Annotated in this window: 17 protein-coding genes; 2 read left to right on the forward strand and 15 right to left on the reverse strand. The window is 71.0% G+C overall.

Annotated elements, in window-relative coordinates:
• Positions 1-8 precede the first annotated feature (8 nt).
• Entirely contained in the window at positions 9-1,268 is a 1,260-nt protein-coding gene (locus ACWGKT_RS34275) for an ATP-grasp domain-containing protein (RefSeq protein ID WP_453276704.1), read from the forward strand.
• Here ACWGKT_RS34275 and ACWGKT_RS34280 read toward each other — a convergent pair.
• The 8 genes from ACWGKT_RS34280 to ACWGKT_RS34315 all read right to left on the reverse strand — a co-directional run bounded on the left by ACWGKT_RS34280 (position 1,255) and on the right by ACWGKT_RS34315 (position 9,136).
• Complete coding sequence (locus ACWGKT_RS34280) at positions 1,255-2,958, reverse strand: amino acid adenylation domain-containing protein (protein WP_453276705.1); 1,704 nt, start codon at positions 2,956-2,958, stop codon at positions 1,255-1,257. The genes ACWGKT_RS34275 and ACWGKT_RS34280 overlap by 14 nt on opposite strands.
• 37 nt (positions 2,959-2,995) lie before the next feature.
• On the reverse strand, positions 2,996-4,057 hold the full coding sequence (gene sbnB / locus ACWGKT_RS34285; RefSeq protein ID WP_453276706.1) for a 2,3-diaminopropionate biosynthesis protein SbnB: 1,062 nt from the start codon (positions 4,055-4,057) through the stop codon (positions 2,996-2,998).
• Entirely contained in the window at positions 4,057-5,037 is a 981-nt protein-coding gene (sbnA, locus tag ACWGKT_RS34290) for a 2,3-diaminopropionate biosynthesis protein SbnA (protein WP_453276707.1), read from the reverse strand. The genes sbnB and sbnA overlap by 1 nt, the downstream gene beginning before the upstream one ends.
• 102 nt (positions 5,038-5,139) lie before the next feature.
• On the reverse strand, positions 5,140-5,400 hold the full coding sequence (locus tag ACWGKT_RS34295; RefSeq protein WP_356158175.1) for an acyl carrier protein: 261 nt from the start codon (positions 5,398-5,400) through the stop codon (positions 5,140-5,142).
• Positions 5,401-5,485: 85 nt separating this feature from the next.
• The gene (locus ACWGKT_RS34300; protein WP_453276708.1) at positions 5,486-6,634 is read right to left on the reverse strand and encodes an acyl-CoA dehydrogenase family protein; all 1,149 of its coding nucleotides are present in this window, start codon (positions 6,632-6,634) and stop codon (positions 5,486-5,488) included.
• A complete protein-coding gene (locus tag ACWGKT_RS34305; RefSeq protein ID WP_453276709.1) occupies positions 6,631-7,332 on the reverse strand; it encodes a hypothetical protein in 702 nt (233 codons plus the stop codon). The genes ACWGKT_RS34300 and ACWGKT_RS34305 overlap by 4 nt, the downstream gene beginning before the upstream one ends.
• Positions 7,329-8,174, reverse strand: a complete 846-nt coding sequence (locus tag ACWGKT_RS34310; RefSeq protein ID WP_453276710.1) for a hypothetical protein — start codon at positions 8,172-8,174, stop codon at positions 7,329-7,331. Before ACWGKT_RS34310 ends, ACWGKT_RS34305 begins: the two co-directional genes overlap by 4 nt.
• Before the next feature lie 20 nt (positions 8,175-8,194).
• A complete protein-coding gene (locus tag ACWGKT_RS34315; RefSeq protein WP_356158049.1) occupies positions 8,195-9,136 on the reverse strand; it encodes a 3-oxoacyl-[acyl-carrier-protein] synthase III C-terminal domain-containing protein in 942 nt (313 codons plus the stop codon).
• A gap of 413 nt (positions 9,137-9,549) precedes the next feature.
• Here ACWGKT_RS34315 and ACWGKT_RS34320 point away from each other — a divergent pair, with 413 nt between their 5' ends.
• On the forward strand, positions 9,550-10,953 hold the full coding sequence (locus ACWGKT_RS34320) for an aldehyde dehydrogenase family protein (protein ID WP_453276711.1): 1,404 nt from the start codon (positions 9,550-9,552) through the stop codon (positions 10,951-10,953).
• Between the two features lie 27 nt (positions 10,954-10,980).
• Here ACWGKT_RS34320 and ACWGKT_RS34325 read toward each other — a convergent pair whose 3' ends face one another.
• Genes ACWGKT_RS34325 through ACWGKT_RS34355 form a run of 7 tightly spaced genes read right to left on the reverse strand, consistent with a single transcriptional unit; the run spans position 10,981 to position 19,818 of the window.
• Entirely contained in the window at positions 10,981-12,036 is a 1,056-nt protein-coding gene (locus ACWGKT_RS34325) for an alcohol dehydrogenase catalytic domain-containing protein (protein WP_453276712.1), read from the reverse strand.
• Entirely contained in the window at positions 12,033-13,922 is a 1,890-nt protein-coding gene (locus ACWGKT_RS34330; RefSeq protein WP_453276713.1) for a hypothetical protein, read from the reverse strand. Before ACWGKT_RS34330 ends, ACWGKT_RS34325 begins: the two co-directional genes overlap by 4 nt.
• Positions 13,919-15,118: a DegT/DnrJ/EryC1/StrS family aminotransferase gene (locus tag ACWGKT_RS34335; RefSeq protein ID WP_453276714.1), complete on the reverse strand. Its 1,200-nt coding sequence runs from the start codon at positions 15,116-15,118 to the stop codon at positions 13,919-13,921. The genes ACWGKT_RS34330 and ACWGKT_RS34335 overlap by 4 nt, the downstream gene beginning before the upstream one ends.
• Before the next feature lie 6 nt (positions 15,119-15,124).
• Positions 15,125-16,096, reverse strand: coding sequence for a glycosyltransferase family 4 protein (locus ACWGKT_RS34340; protein ID WP_453276715.1), 972 nt, complete (start codon positions 16,094-16,096; stop codon positions 15,125-15,127).
• Positions 16,093-17,055, reverse strand: coding sequence for an NAD-dependent epimerase/dehydratase family protein (locus ACWGKT_RS34345; protein WP_453276716.1), 963 nt, complete (start codon positions 17,053-17,055; stop codon positions 16,093-16,095). Before ACWGKT_RS34345 ends, ACWGKT_RS34340 begins: the two co-directional genes overlap by 4 nt.
• Positions 17,048-18,352, reverse strand: coding sequence for a nucleotide sugar dehydrogenase (locus tag ACWGKT_RS34350; RefSeq protein WP_453276717.1), 1,305 nt, complete (start codon positions 18,350-18,352; stop codon positions 17,048-17,050). Before ACWGKT_RS34350 ends, ACWGKT_RS34345 begins: the two co-directional genes overlap by 8 nt.
• An 8-nt stretch (positions 18,353-18,360) precedes the next feature.
• Positions 18,361-19,818, reverse strand: a complete 1,458-nt coding sequence (locus ACWGKT_RS34355) for a class I adenylate-forming enzyme family protein (RefSeq protein ID WP_453276718.1) — start codon at positions 19,816-19,818, stop codon at positions 18,361-18,363.

Consider the following 19,818-nt stretch of genomic DNA (forward strand, 5'->3'; position numbering starts at 1 on the left):
GAGATCTCGTGTCCACGCAACCCACTCGGCACAAGCCCCGCATCGGCATCCTCTATGACGGCGGGTCGGCGAGTCCGGTCGACATCTTCAAGGCGAGCCGCAGGCTCTGCGAACCGGTCTTCGTCGTGGACCGGGATCCCGCCGAAGCGGGCACCGCCGCCGTGCCCGGCGACTTCGTCAACCTTGCGGGCACCGACCACGCGAGCGCCGCCAAGATCCTGCGCGACCTGGGCGTCGAGCACATCATCACCTTCAGCGACCGTCAGCTGGTGCGCACCGCGGAGATCGCCGCCGCGGCGGGGTACCGGTTCCTGTCGATCGCGTCGGCCACCGCGTGCCGCGACAAGCTGGTTCAGCGGCGGACCCTGGCCGAAGCGGGCGTCGACGCGGTGCGCTCGGCCGCCCTGGACGACCTGGCCGAACTGCCTGCGGTCGTACGGGAGGTCGGGCTGCCCGTGGTTGTCAAACCCCGCGAAGGGGCGGGCAGCGTCGACACTGTGCGCCTCGACACCGTGGCGGAGGCGGAGCGGTGGAGCGCCGAGCAGGCCGAGCGCATCGCTACGGTGCCCGGCACCTTCCGCGACTTCGTCGTGGAGGAACTGCTCGTGGGCGACAGCACGTACGCGGGCCCCGACTTCGGCGACTTCCTGTCGGTGGAGTCGGTGGTGCAAGGCACAAGCATCCGCCACCTGTGCGTCACGGGAAAGTTCCCGCTCACCCCGCCGTTTCGCGAGTGTGGCCTGTTCGTGCCCAGTACGGCGGCCGCCGACGTGGAGGAGCGGTGCCGCGAACTGGCCGAGGCGGCCATCCAGGCCCTCGGAATCGACCTCGGTGTAGTCCACACCGAGATCAAGCTGACGCCCACGGGCCTGCGGATCATCGAGGTCAACGGCCGGCCTCCCGGCTATATGACGGAACTCCTGCGCCGGGCCTCCGGCGGGCGCTACGACATGACCGCCGCCGCCCTGCGGATGGCGCTCGGGCTGCCGACCGACCTGCCCACGCTGCTCGACCAAGTCACCTACGTGTACTTCGTCCAGCCGCCGCAGGACGCCACGCGGCTGGTCTCCATCGGCGAGCCTGACGCGATCGCCCCCATCCCCAACGTGCGCCGATACCAGGCGTTCGTGGAGGCGGGAGCGCCCATCGACTGGCGCTGGGGGACCAGCGGGCACATCGGGCTGATCCTCGGTGAGGCGGCCGACCACCAGGCCGCGCTCACCGACATCGACACCGCCCTGAAGGCGCTCCGGATCACGTACGCGTAGGCGCGACCCCGTCCTCGGACGCCGACAGGGCGGCGAGGGCGTGGTAGTCGGCCTTGCCGTTCGCCGTCACCGGCAGGGTCTCGTGCGTGTGCCAGCGCCGCGGGACCATCGCCGACGGCAGCCGGGTGCGGAGAAACGCGAGCAGCTCCTCCGAGGGGGGAAGGACGCCTTGGTGCGGCACCACGTGCCCCACCAGTTGGCGCCCGTTGCCGTCGGCCGCTGCGACCACGATCACCGCGCAGTCGGCCACCGCGTCGTGCAGCCGCAACGCGGCCTCGATCTCGCCGAGTTCCATGCGGACCCCGGAGACCTTGACCTGGCGGTCCAGCCTGCCGACGTAGCGCAGCACCCCGTCGGACACCGTCACCACGTCGCCGCTGCGGTACAGCCGGCCGCTGGGAGAGCCGGGGTCGAGCGTGTCGCGGAAGAAGGCCGACCTGGTGGCTCGCTCGTCGTCGAGGTAGCCGCGGCCGGGCGGCAGCCCGCCGACGAACAGCTCCCCGCTCTCGCCCGGGCGGGCGGCGCGCCACCGGTCGCCCTCGGCGACCAGCACGTACAACGAGGTGTTGATGACGGGGGAGCCCACCGGCAACCGCATGCCGGCGAGGTCGTCCTTGGTCACCACGTGGTGTGTGACGTCGTCGGAAGTCTCGGTGAATCCGTACGCGTTGACCACCGTCGCGCCGGGGTACCCGGCCAGCAGCCGGCCGGCCAGCTGCGGAGTGAGCTCCTCGCCGGTGGACACCAGCGAACGCAGCGGCGGCAGCTCCCGGCCCGGATGATTCTCGGCCTCGTCGGCCAGCCATTCCAGGACGGTCGGCACCAGCTCCACCACGGTGACGTCCCGTTCCCGCAGGTGCCTGACCAAAGACCGTGGGAAGGCCGTCTCTCGCTCATCGAGCGCCGCGACCCGTCCGCCGACCAGCAGGGGGGCGAGCATCTGCCATATGGCGATGTCGAAGGTGAGCGGCGCGGTCAGGCCCAGGCTGTCGGCGGGGCCCAGTTCCAGGTCGACCACCTTCGCCCACAGGTGGTTCGTCATGCCCTGATGGTCGATCAGAGCGCCCTTCGGGACTCCCGTGGTACCCGAGGTGTAGTACGCGTACCGGGGCTCGTCGGGGTCCTGGCACCGCTCACGGAGGTCTGCCGGACCGTCGGTCCCTCGGGCCGGGCCAGGGAGATCGAGCAGGGTCACCCCGGCCGCGTCGGCCGCACCGGCCAGGCGGTCCGACTTCCCGTCCCGGTGGTAGGAGACCACGTGACGGGCGCGGCTTTGACGCAGGACGCGGACGAGCCGGTCGTGGGGCCACGTCGCGTCCACGGGCAGGTACGTCACGGCCAGGCTCTCCAGCGCCAGCAGCAGGACGACCGAGTCCGCGCTGCGCGGCCCCGCCGCGGCGACGACGGCACCCGGACGGCAGCCCAGGCCGGTCAGGGCGTCGCGGACCCCGGCCACCCGGTGGGCCAGCTCCCGGTAGGTGACGCTTCCGTTCCGGTCCGCCACGGCCACGGCGTCGGGAGTCTGCTCCGCCCAGTGCGTCACGTGGCCGCAGACGGTCAGCGTCACGTCGATGGGGTGGTCCCGGCGCAGGCGCGCAGAGACCGCGAGCCGCACCTCCGCCGCGGAGATCGGCAGCGGCCCGAGGTCCGGGACGAGGCGGCGCGCATCGTCCGCCGGTACATCCTGCATGAGGTCTTCCTCGTTCGATTCGTACCGTGTGCTCACGTCAGACATCCCGGGCTTCGGGCCGGACGGTGGTGCCGTGCGTCTCCAGTTCGCTGAAGAAGCCGTCGATCGTGGAGAGTTCCCCCGTGCGGGAGCACTCCCCGTGGACGAACGCACCCAGCGCCAGGTCCAGCACGCCCAGTCCGAAGGGCGAGAACAGCACCGTCCTGTCGGTGGGTGGCGTGACCTTCCCGGTGAGCACGTCGTACAGAGTCCCGTCGAGGAAGTCCCGGCTGCCGGTGCGCTGTTCGGTCAGATGGACCGACGTGTGGGCCTTCAGGCAGTGCTCGACGTCGTCGACGAAGTTGGCGGCGGAGAGCACCACTTCGGTCGAAACGTCGCGCAACGAGACGTGCAGCACCAGCGGGGCGTGGCCGAACCAGGCCGGGTCGGTGACGTGCGGTGTGCCGGCGGTCGTCGCGAACACGATGACGTCGCTGGCGCGAATGATCTCCTGTGCGCTGTCGAACGCCTCGATCGGGGTCCGGCTGGTCGTCCGCAGCTGCTCGCTGAACCCCCGGACACGATCGGCGGACGTGTCGTACACACCGATGCGTTCGAACGGCCAGTCGGCGGCGGCAAAATACGTGTGGATGTACCGGGCGATCAATCCGGTGCCGATGAAGCCGACACGGCCCACGGAGGACCGGCCGCGGCTGAGCTGGGTCGCGGCCAGGGCGGCCGATGCGGCCGTGCGGCTCGCGCTGATGACCGAGCCCTCCAGGCAGGCGTACGGGTAGCCGGTGCCGAGGTCGTTGAGCAGCAGCACGGCGGAGGCCCGGGGCAGCCCCGCGCTGACGTTGTCGGGGAAGCTGGAGATCCACTTGATGCCGGCGCTCTTCACGTCACCGCCCACGGAGGCCGGCAGTGCGATGATGCGCTCCTTCGGGCGGTCGGGGAACCGCAGGAAGTAGGACGGCGGGTTGACCGTGTCGCCCGAGCCGTGCAGCCGGTAGGCGGACTCGACGAGGTCGATGACCTCGCGTTCGCGCCCGGCCAGGGCCGCCTGCACGGACCGGCCGGGGATCACCGCGAACGACGGTGGGGCGGGGTGGTTCGTCATCAGGGGTTGCCTTCCTCGGGTGGGTAGCGCAAGGCCTGCTCGCCGAAGTGGTCGACAACCCACGGGTCGTCGTAGATCGTGGCGACGTACCGGTCTCCCAAGTCAGGGGCGATGGTCGCGCATGTCAGCCGGTGGTCCCGGTCATTGCGCTCCAGCCAGTCGAGCGCGCCGCTGAGCACCGTGCCGCTGGACCCACCGAGCAGGAACCCGTGCCGGGCCAGCATCCGGCAGGTGCGGACGGTGTCGGCTTCGGTGACGTGCACGACCTCGTCGATCAGCGAGCGGTCGACGATCGGCGGGCGCACGCCGGCGCCGAGCCCGGGGATGTAGCGGGGCGCCGGGGGCCTGCCGAAGGTCACCGAGCCCACGGCGTCCACTGCGACGACGCGCGTCGGCAATGCGTTGTCGTGGAGGTAGCGGGCACAGCCCATGATGGTGCCGCCGGTGCCGACCCCGACGAACAGCACGTCTAGGTCGGGGAAGCGTTTCACCATCTCCGGGGCCGTCGTCTCGTAGTGGGCGCGCCAGTTCGCCTCGTTGACGTACTGGTTCAGCCACAGATGACGGGGGTCCCGTTCGCACAGCGAGCGCACGTGGTCCTGTCTGCTGCGCAGGTAGCCGCCCGTGGGATGCATCTCGTCGACGACGACCACCTCGGCTCCGAGGGCGCGCATGATCTGAATGGACGCCTCGTTGCAGCGCGGGTCGGTCACGCAGACGAACCGCAACTCCTTGCTCGCGGCGACCACGCTGAGCGCGATCCCGAGATTTCCCGAGGAGGATTCCACCAGGATGGAATCCTCCATGATCACGCCGTCCCGCTCGGCCGCCTCGACCATGGAGACGGCCGAGCGCAGCTTGACCGATCCGCCGAAGTTGAAACCCTCGCACTTCGCGTACAGCCTGCGGCCGAGGGTTGGTTGGAGGTCGATGTACACGTCGGATTCGATGAGTTCGTGCGCCGCGGATATGACAGGCATCCACAACATCCCCTCTGGCAAAGAGACTCGACTGGCCCACTGACGGACACAGGCCGGTAGGGGCAGCCGCGCGGGGGCAGCGCCCGGGCCGGGTGCGGCGGATCAGTCGACGACCGACTTCGCCTCGCGCTGGAACGCCTGCCACAGCGAGTCGACGGTCCGGAACGTCGACTCGTGCAGGGCCTCCTCGGGCAGTTCCCTGCCGAACGTGTCCTCCAGATCGGCCAGCAGGCGGACCGTGCCCAGGGAGTCCAGGCCCAGGTCCTCCAGGAGGCTGTCATCGGTCAGCACCGCATCGCCGACGTCCGGAAGGTGGCTACGGAGAACGGCGAGATAGGTGTCGTGTTCGGACGACACAGTCATGATGGTTCCTAATCGCAGGTGTGGTGCAACGCCACTGTGATGGCTTGGTCGTGCCCACTACCGACGGGTGTGGGCGGTTCCGGCGTCAGGGCCGGGGAACGGAAGCGAAGACGTGCATCCGCTGGATGGCGCCCGCGCCTTCCATGAACTCGATGCCGCGGGCGTCCCGCAGCAGCTTCTCCAGATACGGGTGCTCAAGCAGCCCTCCGGTGCCGAAGCACCGGCTCGCATAGCGGGTCGCCTGCTCGGCCAGCGCCGCCGCCCGCACCTTCGCCGCCGAGCTCAGCTCACCCTTGGACGGGTCGCGGTCGGCTTCGGCGGCGGCACGCAGAGTGAGCCGGCTCACCGACTCGATCTCCAGCCGCAGCCGCTCCAGGCCGTCGCGCAGGGACGCCGGCAGTCCCGGGCGGTGTTCCGCGACGTAGTCGTGCGCGGCCTGGGCGACACCCACTCCCATCGCGGCCACGACGGGCCGCAGCAGGTTGAAGGTGCGCAGCCAGCCCCACAACCCGCCACGGGTCGCCGACAGATGCGACCCGAGCACCCGCTCCCGGGGTATCGGAACGGAGTCGAAGGTGATCTCGCTGAGCTCAACGCCCCGCAACCCCAGAGTGGGTACCGGGACGGCGGAGAATCCCGGATCGCCGGCATCCACGAGTACGGCGGTCGCCGACAGCGGCCCTCCGCGGCCGCGTTTGGCAAAGGCCACGCCGATCTGGGCGCGCGTCCCGTTGCCGATGTACCGCTTGGTGCCGTCGAGCGCTAACGCCTGAGTGTCGGGGTCGTTGGTCAGCCGGGTGCTCATCCCGCCGGCGTCCGAGCCGCCCCGGGGCTCGGACATTGCGAAGAAGGCCCACGTGGGTTCCGAGACCACCCGGCCGAAGAACCACTCCTGCTGGCGCTCGTCGCCGAGCATGGCGACGGCCGCTCCGGCCATCGGCGCACCCGGTGCGGCGAGGAGGAAGCCGAGGTCACCTCGCGCCGCCTCCATCATGAACACCACCCGCTCCAGGGCGTCCATCAGGTGGAAGCGGTACGGGCCCACCTTCAGCGGCTCGCTCTGGTAGGCCGGCGGGACCTGCAGCGCGCTCAGTTCGAGAAGCAGCGGCACGTCGAGCCGCCGGTGGATCGCGGACGGGTCGCGGTCCAGTTCCAGGCCGTACGGACGGATCGCGGCCGCGAACTCCGCTGCCTGCCCCCTCAGCGCCGTCAGCCGGTCGTCCAACGCGATCATCCTTCGCCCCTCACGTAGAGGTGGGAGACAAGCTCGGAGAGGTGGGCCGTGCGCCCGGGGCCGTCGGCGGTGAAGCCGTGCGCTCCCGTGAGCCTCAGCAGCGTGCGGTCGACCTCGGTGATCCGGTCGTGGAGCAGGCGGAGCTCGCCGGGCTCAGCGCCGTCCGCGCCGAGACAGGTCTCGTTCTCCCGTTGCCCGATGACCGCGTCGGCCAGCGCCCCCTGCACCAGTTGCTGGTCCAGCAGGAGTCGGTCGCCGGACGTGCGGTTGCCCAGGTGGGCCACGACCGACCGCAGCAGGGCCTGCGACCAGGCGTGACGGACCCCCGCCAATGCGGCCAGGCACGCGGCATCGAGTTCGGTGCCGGGTACCGGCAGCCCGGAGCGGAGTGCGACGACGTCGTCGAGCGGGGGCAGCAGGACGACCGTCTCGGCCGCCGGGTTCCGGCGAAGGCGCTGCCCGTCCACGACGAGGTGCTCGATCGAGTCCAGGGCGTCGGTCGGCACCAGGGCGTGCCCGCCCGGTCCGACCAGCGCGGCACCCGTCCCGGCCATCCGCAGGTGGAAAGCTGCCAGATCCTGGACCGGGGTCCGCTCCGGCGGCGTTCCGGCGTCCGCCACCTCCGGCGTGCGCCGCGCGGCGGACGGCAGACCGCTGGCGGTGCCCGCCGTGTCGGCCCGGTGGGTCTTGGTCGTCATCGTGCCGCTCCCGTGTCGAGGCCGCAGACGCTGAGGTACTTCAGGCGTGGGTCGTAGTCCGCGAGGACGACCCGCCCGGCGCCGCCGGCTGCGGCGCGGTGCTGGGCCAGCGTGGCCCACAGCCCGGTGCACGGCAGGCCGTCGGGTACCGGCACGATGTCCGCGGCCACGTCGGCCTTGGACCAGTACGGCGCCAACTCCGGCCGACAGATGGCGGTGATCCGTTCGGCGTCCCTGGCGACCGCGCTGAGGTGCCCGACGATCTCGCCCGTCGGCACGCTCACGTACTGGCTGATCTGCGGGGTGCCGATCTCCCCGTCCCGTTCCAGGACGAGAGCCACGGCCGAGTCGCGCAACGGCCGGATGTCCTGTGGGATCGGAGGCCCCGTCAGCACTGCAGCCTGGTCCATGACGACCACGAGCGACCGTCCGTGTCCGCCCGGAGGCAGGGTGCGCGCTGCCAGCCGCAGGGCTGTGAACGCGGCGGCGGCGCCCTGGTCGGAGACGGCGAACACGGTCCCCGTGCCATCGAGGGCGTTCTCGACATACGGCATGGGGAAGCCTGGTTCCGCGTCCGGCGTGGCGTTGGCCAGGATCGCCGCGTCGAATCCCTGTTGCTGGGGCCCCAGGCGGTCCAGCACTGCCTCGATCATGTCGTGGAACGTGGTGCGGCCCGCGGCGAGGTACCCGTCGTCCCAGTGCAGATCGAACAGTTGCCACAGGTCCTTGAAATACGGGTAGTCCAGTTCGTGGAAGGGGCCGCCCCGGCCGAACTCCAAGTGCTCCACGCGGGCCAAGCGCAATCCCGCCAGGGCGGTGTCCGGCTGCGGTCCGATATACAACGTCGCTCGTTCCTTCCGGCTCAGTGCTCGAAGACCATGGCGGAGAACGTGGCGCCGAGACCGACCGCGGTCATGACATAGCGGTCACCGGGCTTGAGCCGTCCGGAGTCCCGAGCCGAGCAGTAGTTGATGAACGCGTCGGCGCCGAAGCAGTGGCCGACCACGGGGAGGTTGTCCATGAAGATGCGGTCCTTCTGGCCGATCTGGAGGGTTCGCAGCACCTTGAGCCAGGAGAGCCGGTTCACGTGGTGGGGCAGGACCAGGTCGATGTCCCCGGGTGTCATGCCGGCTTGGTCGAGCGCGGAGGTGATCACGCCGCCCAGCACGTCGGCGTAGCGGTCCGCCCACCGCTCGTGGTCCTCCGGCGTCATCCGGGACCCGCGGTGGAACTCGCCCAGGATGCGGGAGGCGAAGCCGAGCAGCCGGTCACGGCCGGCGCCGGCGCGGACGAGGATGGCCGCGACGCCCTCGCCCATGACGGCCGTGACGCCCAGCACGTGGGCGTCCGTGGTGAAGGTCTTCTCCCCGACGAAGACCAGCGCCAGCGCGTCCGGCTCACTGTCTTCGGCCAGCATCCGGCCCGCGAGTTCGACCGACATCAGTGCGGAGGCACAGGCCTGCTGGTTGAGCGAGAACGCCTGGGCATTCCTCAGCCCCAGGGCGTCCCGCGCCTCGTGCAGGGGGTTGAGCGGATACGGGACGGCGACCGGCATCGTTCTGGCCTGAAGGATGTACCGTACGCGGTCCTCCTGGCCGGCCAGTTCCTTCAGCCCGCGCCCCGCCGCGATGAGCTGACCGGCCATTCCGAGATCCGGGTCCGTCCGGATCTCGGAAAAGCCGTAATACTGCTTGTAAATCTTGATCTCGCGTTCGCTGAGCCCATATGCGCGCAGATACTCGGCTATTGACTCGCTCTTTGCGGGCAGATAGGCCGATACTGCAGCCAGTGATGTCAAGGGCACCTCCCGATCCAGGCATGCGCGTATCAAGGATCGGAAAGCCGCCCGTGGGCCGGTAGCGTCCCCCGGGCGCCCGAAGTACCTACCGCTTCAGGTAGGTACCAAGAGACCACGCTCCCGGCATGGGGGGCCCACCAGGCGAAATCCGCCGCGGGAGGGCGGCGATGACCCCCCGGAGCCGCCGGTCGGCCCGTGCCGCGCCAAGTTCTGGTGGTACACAGGTACGGTCACCACAGCGTGTGGCGCGCTCCGTTCCGTCATGTGTGGATGCCGTACGGGTCACGCTCACTCTGCGCGCCCATTTTCGCCTGCGTGAGCATTCACGGCAGGTCGGCCACCGGTTCCGGCTTTCCATCGGGGCGATCCTTTGAGCGAGCACGTCCGGGAATGCTCCGGACCAATGGAGGCGAGCATTTATGACCATTCCCATGACCATCGACGGGCGGCCGGTCGTAACCAGGAAGACGCTTTCGGTGGTCGACCCAGCCACCGGCAAGGTTGCGGCGGAGGCCCCCGCGTGCGCCCCGGAAGAGCTCGGTGCGGCGGTGGAGGCAGCTGCGCGAGCGTTTGCGCCTTGGGCCGCGCGGTCCCTTGAGGAGCGGGCGGCCTTCGTGGGGCGCTGCGGCGACGTGCTCGCCGAGCACGCGGAGGAGATCGCCGCACTCCTCACCATGGAGCAGGGCAAGCCCCTCGCTCAGGCCCGTGCCGAGGCGGAACTGTCGGCCTCGTGGTTCGGTGACACCGCCGCGCTGCGGCTCGGCGTCGAGCCACTGGTGGACGACGGCACCGCGTCGGTCACGATGCGGCGCGTGCCGCGCGGTGTGGTCGCGGCGATCGCGCCGTTCAACTTCCCGCTCATCCTGTCCGTCTGCAAGATCGCGCCGGCGCTGCTCGCCGGCAACACCGTGGTGGTCAAGCCGTCCCCGCTCACCCCGCTTGCCACGCTGCGCATGGTGGAGGTCCTGGCGAAGGCGCTGCCCGCCGGAGTGTTGAACGCCCTCTCCGGGAGCGCGGAGCTCGGCCCCGCACTGACGCGCCACCCGAAGGTCGACCTGATCTCCTTCACCGGCTCCGTCGCTGTGGGGCGGGCCATCGCCGCGACCGCGGGGCTGCGGCGGGTGGTCCTGGAGCTGGGAGGCAACGACCCGGCCATCGTGCTGCCCGGTGCCGACCTGGAGGCCGTCGCGCCGGAACTCTTCGCCCGCTCCCTGGTCAACAGCGGCCAGTTCTGCGCCGCGATCAAGCGCGTCTACGTGCCGCGGCGGAACCACGCCGAACTGGTGGAGCAGCTGGGCGAGTTTGCGCGCCGGGCCCGGCTGGGCGACGGCCTCGACCCGTCCACCGAGTACGGCCCGCTGACCGCCGGGGAGCACGTGCCGCGCGTGGCGGCGATGGTGGAGGAGGCCGTCCGGGACGGCGCCCGGGTGGTCGCGCAGAGCGAAGTGCCCGTCGGCGGGGGCCATTTCCATCCGGTGACGGTCGTCAGCGACCTGCCGCCGGCGAGCAGGCTGGAGCGGGAGGAGCAGTTCGCCCCTGTCATACCGGTGCTCGCCTACGACGACACCGCCTCCGCAATCCGCGCCGCCAACGTCACGGAGTACGGCCTGGGCGCGTCGCTGTGGGGCGACCCCGACCTGGCCGAGGGGCTGGCGGCGCAGGTCGACGCCGGAACGGTGTGGATCAACACCCACGGGGACCTGCGACACGACGTGCCGTTCGGGGGCAGCCGGGACTCCGGCCTCGGGGTGGAGTACGGCTACTGGGGACTGCTGGAATACACCCGGATCGCGGTCACCCACCGGGCCGGGCCGGGCCGATGACGCGAGCCCGGCCGCCCCTCGGCACGCTCAGCGGCCGGTACCCGCAGACGGCCCGTCGGTCGCGCTGAGGACCACCTTGGTGGCCTCCCGGGCTTCGAACAGGGAGTACGCCTCCACAGCCGACGAAAGCGGCAGGCGGTGGCTAATCAGGATGGTGGGGTCGATGAGCCCGGCGCGGATCAGGGCGAGCACCGGCGCACGGACCGCCAGCGGATTTCCGACGACGAAGCGCAGGGCGGCTTCCTTCGCGAAGGCGGTGCCCGTGGGGAAGGGAGCGGCATCGGCATGGTGCACACCGATCGCCGCGACGGTCCCCTGCGGGCCCATCGCCTGGACGGCCCCGCGCAGAGCGGCCGGGCTGCCCACGGCTTCGATGGCGGCGTGCGCTCCCCACCCGTCGGTGAGTTCCCTGACGGTGTCGGACAGTTCGTGGGGCTCCACGACCCGGCCGACCGGGGTGTCCCGGCGACGCGGGTCGGGGTCGGCCAGTATGACTTCGGACGCGCCGGCGACCCTCGCGCAGGCCGCCGCCAGCACGCCGACGGGACCGGCCCCCACGACCGCCACGACGTCCCCCGGCCGTATCCGGGCGGCCTCGACTCCCGCGTAAGCGGTGCACAGGATGTCCCCGACGAACACTGCCTGCTCGTCCGACACGTCGTCGGGCGTGGGGTGCAGGACGATGTCGGCGAAGGGGACGCGCACGTACTCGGCCTGGCCGCCGTCGACCGGCTTCCCCACGAGCGTCGAGGACCCGAACAGGCCCACCGAGGCGCAGTGGTAGTGCATGCCTCTCGCGCAGGCGCGACAGCGTCCGCAGGCGATGATGTCGGAGGCGAAGACGCGCTGGCCGACGTGGTGGGGTACCTGCTCGCCGGCCTCCACGACGGTGCCGGCGAACTCGTGCCCGAGGACGGTGCCTTCCTCGAACTGCGGCACCTCTCCCCGGTACGGGTGGAGGTCGGTTCCGCACACCGCGGTTGCCGTCACTCGGACGATGGCGTCACGTGGTCCGGTGAGCGCGGGGTCGGGGCGGTCCTCGACGGCGACTGTGCCGGGTCCGCGGTAGACGACCGCTTTCATACGAAGGCTCCCTCGGTACGGGCCGGATCGTCGGCGGCGGTCTTGTGCTCCGGGCCCGCGTGTGGGGCCGGGCTGGTGTCGTCCAACAGGATGGTCCAATCCTTGCCAGGCAGGGAGACGCCATAGCGGGTGTTTGCCACCCGGATGTCGGTGGCGATGTGCCGGGCGGCATGGTTGATCACGACGGTGGCGGTCCGGCCGCGTACGACCTCGAGGTCGGGTTCCGGGCAGTCGACGGCGGGTCGCACGCCGGCCGACTCGGCCAGCCGCAGGTAGAACTCGTGCCAGGCGGTCGCCGTGAGCGAGCCCGGTCGGCGGAACTGGGACTCGACCGGGAGGTTGGTGAAGATCATGCGGCCCCGCCCTGCCCGCTGAACTACCACCGCGGGTGATCCGTCGGAGTACACGGCGGCGACTTCGCCGGTGGTGGCCTCCAGCGACGTGGGCTTCATGGTCTCGTTCCAGCTGACGGGCCAGCGCCGGTCGCCCCAGCACAGCGCCTGCTTGCCCTGGTCGTCCCACCCGTAGTCGGTGATCTTGGCGCCGATCAGGTCCGTGCCGGGCAGGCCGTGCAGGTGGTCGCCGAGAGACAGGTAGACCGTGGCCCCGCCCGCCGCGTACCTGCGCAACGCTTCCAGGTCGTCCTGGGTGAGGTGTGTCGGTGCCGGGCAGATCAGCAGGCGCAGGTCGGGCCGCAGGGTGCGCTCGGCCGCCGACACCACCTCGAAGTCGAGGTGGGCGCGCTTCAGCAGCAGGAAGGCGTGGAAGGTCTCGACGGCGCTTCCGCCCGCGTCCAGATAGGAGCCGCCTTGTCCGCGCAGCCGCCGCGGCAGGAACAACCCGACGGGGGACGGCGGGCGCTCGACCGACAGGGCGGACGCCGCACCGAGGACCCTCCGATAGGCGGCCATCGTGGACTTCTCGGTGCCGTCCAGGGTGTGCAGTCCCGCGAAACGTTCGGCGGGGCGCTCGCGGTAGGGCTCGGCGGTCGAGGCGATGTCCTGCCAGCACCAGACGAACAGGCCGCCCGCGCCCGCCGCCAGCGCCGACGCCGCCGCGGCGCCCAGGTAGGCCGTGGCGGTCTCCTCGCTGACGCCGTAGCTGCCCAACTCGTCCACGAGGGGCGGGCGGTACGCCGCCGCCACGGCGACCAGGAAGGCGGGCAGGTTCGTGGCCTTGTACGACAGGGTGGACTCGATGCAGCCGGGGGTCCACGGGGGGAAGCCGTGGAGACCGGCCAGATCGAGCTCCGCCTGGTTGTCGCAACCGTACGGGCCGTGGCCGAAGACGGCGGAGGCGTCGTTCGCTTGGAGGACGAGCGAGCCCGGCGACTCCTCGCGGATCGCGTCGGCGAGCCGGCCCTGCCAGGCGGCCACCTGCTCGCTGGAGAGACTCGCCGCGTCGGCGGGGTCGATGTTCCACAGTTCGTCGCCGAGGTCGAATGCCAGCACGTTGCCGCGCCCGCGCAGGCTCCTGGCCACCGCCTGGACGTACGTTTCCTCGGCGGTGAGCATGGCCGGGTCGCGCCAGACACTGCGGCCCGCACGCCAGGGCAGGTCCAGGCGTTGGCCGTTCATCCAGATTGTCAGCAGGGACGGAACGCAGGCGAGTCCGGCCTCCTCGGCCGCGGAGACGGCAGCTTCCAACCGGGCCAGGGCGGTGTGGTCCACCGTCCGTTCGTCGGGCATGAAGTCGCGCCAGAACAGGAAGAACCGCACGGAGTTGAGCCCTGCGGCAGCCATCCGGTGAAAGTCCTCACGCACGGCCGACTCGTCCCAGTCGGCCCACCAGCGGCAACCGGCGGCGGAGGGGTGGTAGTCGGTCCCGAGCGCCACGAAGGGGGCTCCATCGCGAAGCAGCCGGCCATCCGAGATGCTGAAGGTCATGCGCCGGCTCCTTCCGCCGCCAGGGCCTCGGAGAGCCGGACCGCCACGTACGCGGCGTCCGACGTGTCGAGCTTGGCGTGCAGCGGCAAGGACAGCATGCGGTCCGCCACGGCCTCGGTGTGCGGCAGGTGTTCCCGCCCGGCCGTTGCGTCGCGCAGACCGCCCGCCTCGGGGGCGCCGTGGCGGTAGTACGTCATCAAGTGGGTCGGCGGGTAGTGCACGGAGGTCGGTACGCCGGCCGAGCGCAGTCGGTCCCTGATGCGGTCCCGGTCGTGCCCGGGCGGCAGCAGGACCGGGAACAGATGGTGGGCCGCGGGCTCGTCCGTCCTCCCGGCGAACGGCACCCCGAGATCCGGGATGTGGGCGAGGTCGCGGCAGTAGGTGGCCACGATGCGGCCGCGATGTACCCGGTCGTTGTGGAGCTTGGCGAGCTGGACCCGGCCGATGGCCGCGGCGAGTTCGGTGGGGCGGTAATTGAGGCCGACCGAGGCGATGTCGTAGCCGGCTGATCCGGAGGCGGTTCGGCTCCTGGACGAGCCGTCGATGCTGTGCGAGCGCATGCTCCGCACCTGGCTGAGCAGCTCGGGCTGACGGGCGAGGACCATTCCTCCCTCGCCGGTGGTCAGGTTCTTGGTGGCGAAGAAGCTGAAGCACCCGATGTCGCCGATGGTGCCGAGCATGCCGCCGGGCCGCCTGACCAGTGGGGCGTGCGCGGAGTCCTCGATGACGCGCAGGCCGTGCCGTTCGGCGAGGGCCACTACGTCCTCGACGCCGGCCGCGTGACCGCCGTAGTGCATCACGACGACGGCCCTGGTCCGGGGTGTGAGGAGCCGTTCGATGTCGGCAGCGGAGACGGTCAGGTCTTCCTCGGACACAATGTCGGCGAAAACCGGGGTGATGCCGTGAAGCGCGCAGACCTCCGCGGCCGAGACGAAACTGAGGGACGGCATGATCACCTCGTCGCCGGGCCGCAGGCCCAGCGCGAGGACGGCCAGGTGCAGTGCGGCCGTGCCGCTGCTGACGAAGACGCTGTCCTCCGCTCCCGCCGCCGCCGCGAACTCCTCCTCAAAGGACCGGACTTCGCGGTCCGCGGAGAGCCATCCGGACCGCAGGACGGCCAGAACGGCCTCGGTCTCTTCCTGGCCGACGGTGTTGTCGGCGAACGCCACGTTGCGCCGGGTGTCTTCAGGCCCCACAGGGTCTTACCTCCGTGCTGACGGGATCGAAGCCGTGATCGTCTCGGCGACGCGGGACCAGGTCATCTCGGTGCTCACGCGTCGCCGGCCTGCCGCACCGAGCCGCTCCCGCACCTGCGGGTCGGCGAGCAACCAGTTCAGTGTGTCCGCGACCGCGCCCGGCTCGGGATCGACAACCATGCCGTCGACGCCCTCCCGGACGACTTCGTGCACGCCCCGGAAGGAGCCGCTGACCACCGGGCGTCCACAGGCCCACGCCTCGGTGAACGACAGTGGGAAGACGTCCGCGCTGGTGGGCAGGCACAGTAGGGAGGCGGCCGCGAGCGCGTCGTGCTTGGTCTGGTCGTCGACCATTCCGAGGTCGCGCACCCGGGGGTGGTCCCAGGGTGAAGCGTCGCCCCGGGGCCCGGCCACCACGAAGGTGGTGTCCGGATGGGCACGCCAGACGGCCGGCGCGGCGTCACGCAGCACGCCGTAGCCCTTGGAGGGAATACGGCGGCCGAGGAAGAGCACCATCTCCCCGGTGATGCCGTGGCGTTCGCGGAAGCCCCAGGGGTCGGCGATGCCGAACAGGTCGGGGGCCTGCGGAATCAGGCGCACGCGGTTGGGCCTTGCGCCCCGCTCGCACAGCGCGGCTGCCTCGTGGTCGGTCAGCGCGAACACCCGGTCCGCGGCGCTGCACAGCTGCGCACCCACCTCGGCGTCGGGCCAGAGCTGGGGCGCGGAGGCGGGCGTGAGCAGGAAACGGCTTCCGGTGTCGGCCGCAAACCGGTGGGCCTGAACGATCAGCTCGGGCTCGGCGAGGTCGTAGCCGTGGACCACGTCCGGCGCAGTGTCGGGCCAGCCGTCCGCGCTCTCCACCACGATCACCTCGTGACCGACCGCGGTCAGCGCCTCGGCGGTGCGCAGGGCCATGCGCTCCGAGCCGCAGATGCGCCCCGGGCCGCAGCGGTGCGTGACGGTGGCGATGCGGCTCACCAGGACTCCGCCCCGTACCAGTCCAGCATCTGCCGCAGCCCCTTCTCCAGCGGCACGGTCTCGCGGGCGCCCAAGACCGTGTGCAGGGTGGAGAGGTCCGGGAGCCGTCGTTCGGGCGAGCCGCTGGGTGAATCGAGGATCTCCAGCCGTGGAGAGACTCCGGCCAGTTCGAGCAGCAGCCGGGCGAGGTCGGCGATCCGGATCTCGCGCGAGTCGTCGCCGATGTTGGCGAGGACGGGTTCGTCGCCGGGCAACCGCGAGAGCGCCACGGTGGCCGTCACTGCGTCATCGACGTGGCAGAAGGCGCGGGTCTGCTCGGAGCCGTAGACGCGGAATGGATCCTCGCCTGCCAGAATCCGCCCGATGAACTGGGGGATCACGTGCGAATGCCCCATCCGGGGCCCGTAGACGTTGAAGTAGCGGCCGATTCGCACCCTGGTCTGTCCGGCCCGGTACATCAGCATGCTCTCGGCGACCGCCTTGCTCAATGCGTAGCTGGCACGCGTCGAGTGCGGTCGGGCCAGCAGGAACGGCACGTCCTCCGGAGTGGGGAACGACGCCAGGCCCGACTGCGCGGCGCCGTCCGCGAACTCGCTGGTGGAGCTGAGGAAGACGGTGCCGGGCCGGGCCTCGTCGCACCAGTCGAAAACGTTGCTGGCGGCCAGCACGTTGGTGCGCAGCACCCGCCCGGGGCTGTCGGCCGTGCGCTGCACGCCGACCACGGCCGCGAGGTGATAAACGGTGTCCACGTCCTTGGGCAACACCCCCTCGGGGATCGGCTCGGTCAGGTTGTGCCGAACCAGCGTGGCCCGCAACGCGAGCTGGTCCAACATCTCGTCCTGCCTGCCGCGTGAGAAGTCGTCGACGAGCGTGACCCGCACGCCCTCGTCCAGCAGCCGTCGGGCGAGGTGCGCGCCGATGAACCCGGCTCCACCCGTGATCAGTGCGTGCTCAGCCACGGCCCAACCTCATGTACTCGATGCCGGCGGTGTCCGCGAGGGCGTCCTCCCACATGCCCCACATGTCGAACACGACGGGAGAGGAAGCAAGCAGCCCGGCCACGTCGGGCAGGGCGTACCCGGGATGGTCCGACAGCAGTAGCACGGCGTCCGCCTTGCTGAGGCCGTCGGCCAGCTCGGAGGGTTCGAAGCCCATGGCGGAGACGCGGCTGTCGGCCACCACGAAGTCATGCCCCAGCAGGCGGGCGACACGGTTGGCGAGCAGGTTCTGGACGGAGGTCGCGGCGGAGCCGCGGACGTCGTCGGTCTCGGGCCTGCCCTTGTAGGCGATGCCGCAGACGATGACGGTGGCGTCGGCGAGGTCGACGCCGCGTGCCGCCAGCGCCGTGAGAACCTGCTGCACGGCGTGCTCGGGGACGCGTTCGTTCAGCGCACGTGCCGAGGCCACCAGGGTGGCCTCGTGCCCCGCCCGGCGAGCCGCGTCGAGCAGCATGTACGGATCCTTCACCAGACAGCTGCCGCCGACGAACCCGGGCCGGGCTATGTCCGGGCGGGGGTAGCGGAGGTTGGCTGAGGCGATCACCTCACTGGCGTCCAGCCCGAGCGCCTCCGCGATCAGCGCGACCTCGTTGCCGAACCCGTAGATCAGGTCGGTGTGCGAGTTGCACACCAGCTTGATCATCTCGGCGGTCTCCAGGCTGGACACCGTGATCCGCTCGGGTACGACCGGGGCGAGCAGCCGGCTGGCGGCGGCCGCGGCCCGCTGGTCGAGGCCCCCAATGATCTGGGGCAGGGAGCGGATCTCGGCCAGCGCGCGGCCCTGGATGGTTCGTTCGGGGCAGAAGGCGAGCAGCGGCGCGTCCTGGTGGGCCTTCAGCTCGGGCAGTACGACCTCGCGGCACGTGCCGACGGGCACCGTGCTGCGGATCACCACAGGGCAGTGGGCGTCGACGGCGTGGGCGAACATACCGACTGCTGACCGCAGATGAGTCAGGTTCGCCTGGTTGGTGCCGGGCTCGGGCGGCGTGCCGACGCACACGATCACCGCCCCAGGACGCGCGTCGGGCAGCTTGTCGGTCACGGTGAACCGGTCGCTCACCTCGGCCAGCAGTTCGGGCAGTCCCGGCTCCCGGAAGAGGGGGGTGCCGGCTTCGACGGCGGCGCGTACCGCGGGGTCCTGGTCGATGCCGACCACGCGGGAGCCGGCGGCGGCCAGCGCGGCGGCCAGCGGCAGCCCCACGTATCCCAGACCGATGACCGCGGTGTAACCGTCATCTGGGCTGAGTTTGGTGTCCACGGTGGGCCTCACTTTCGTGGTTCATGGGTCTCGGGCAATCCGTCAGGAGCGGCCGGGGAGAGCTCGGCGAGCAGCCGGGAAAGGTCCACCTTGCCCAGCGCCGAGCGCGGCAGCTGGTCCACGAAGTGCAGCCGCGGCACTTCATGGGGCGCGAGCCGCTCCCGGCAGTGGGCGGTGAGCCGCGCGGCCTTCACGGCCGGGGCCACCACGGCGGCGTGGACCTCCTGCTCGCCGGAGGCACCGTCCAGTGCGAACACGTGAGCCTCCCGTACCGCGGGGTGCGCGAGCACGATCCGCCCGACACGCGCCGGGTTGACCTTGCGGCCGCCGACGTTGACGAACGTGTCCTTGCGTCCGGTCAGGTACAGCACGCCGGCGTCGATCCGCGCGACGTCCCCGGTGGCGTAGCCGTCGGTCGCTTCGAACGGTGCGACACCGCCGGGTTTCAGGTAGCCGGTGAACATCGTTGAGGTCGTGACCACCAGGCCCGCAGGGCCGACCCGCCAGGTGACACCGGGCGCGGCAAGGCCCACGGCCTGCTCCGGCCACGGCTCAGCACGGGGCGCCTGGTAGGCGATGATGCCGGTCTCTGTGCTTCCGTAGACTTGGGCCACCCGCACCCCCAGTGCCCGCTCGGCCCGGTCAGCCGTGTCCGGGTCCATCGGGCCGCCGGAAGAGAGCGCGAGGCGCAGTCGGCTGTCCGGAGGCGGCGCGGCAGCGAGGAGCCGGTACACCAACGGCGTACCGAGCAGCACGGTGCCACCGTCAGCGAGCGCGCGGTGCACCGTGGTGAGGCTGAAGGTGTCGAGCATGACGACGGCGGCAGCGGACAGCAGACCTGCCACGACGCCTCCGACCATGCCGAAGGAGTGCGCTTGCGGCACCGGCAGAACGACCCTGTCGTCCGGCCGGTAGCCGAAAAGGTCGCGGTAGATGGCGCCGCCCCGGCCGATCGACGCGGCTGTATGGCGCACGATGCGAGGCTCGCCCGTGGAGCCCGACGTCAGCTGGTGGACCGACGATGTGTTCGGTGTCGACTGGGGCGTCCGTGTCAGCGGGCTGGACAGCAGATCGGCGTAAGTGTGCCGGGTGAAGGGCAGGTCCGCGGACGCGTCGGTGTCGGGAAGGCCGTTGCCGTCGGGCTCGATCAGGGCCGCTACGGCCACCTGGCGCAAGACTGAACCGGAGTCCCTCAGGTGCGAGTTGCCGCGCTCGACGCATATCACGTCCACATTGGCGCGGAGCAGCCCGAGGAGAACCGCGATGGCGTGCGCGGTGTTGTCCAGCACCAGCAGGACAGGGGCGTCGGCCCGCAGAGCCCGCGCGCCGGCCGCGGTCATCCGCACCAGCGAGTCGAGCCGGCTCCACGACGTGTCGGTCCAATCGCCCCGCGAGAAGACGCGCACGGCCACTCGGTCCGGGCACTCCCGGGCGCGCCGCTCCACCAGGTACAGCAGATCTTCCAT

Source organism: Streptomyces sp. NPDC054794 (assembly GCF_053611585.1).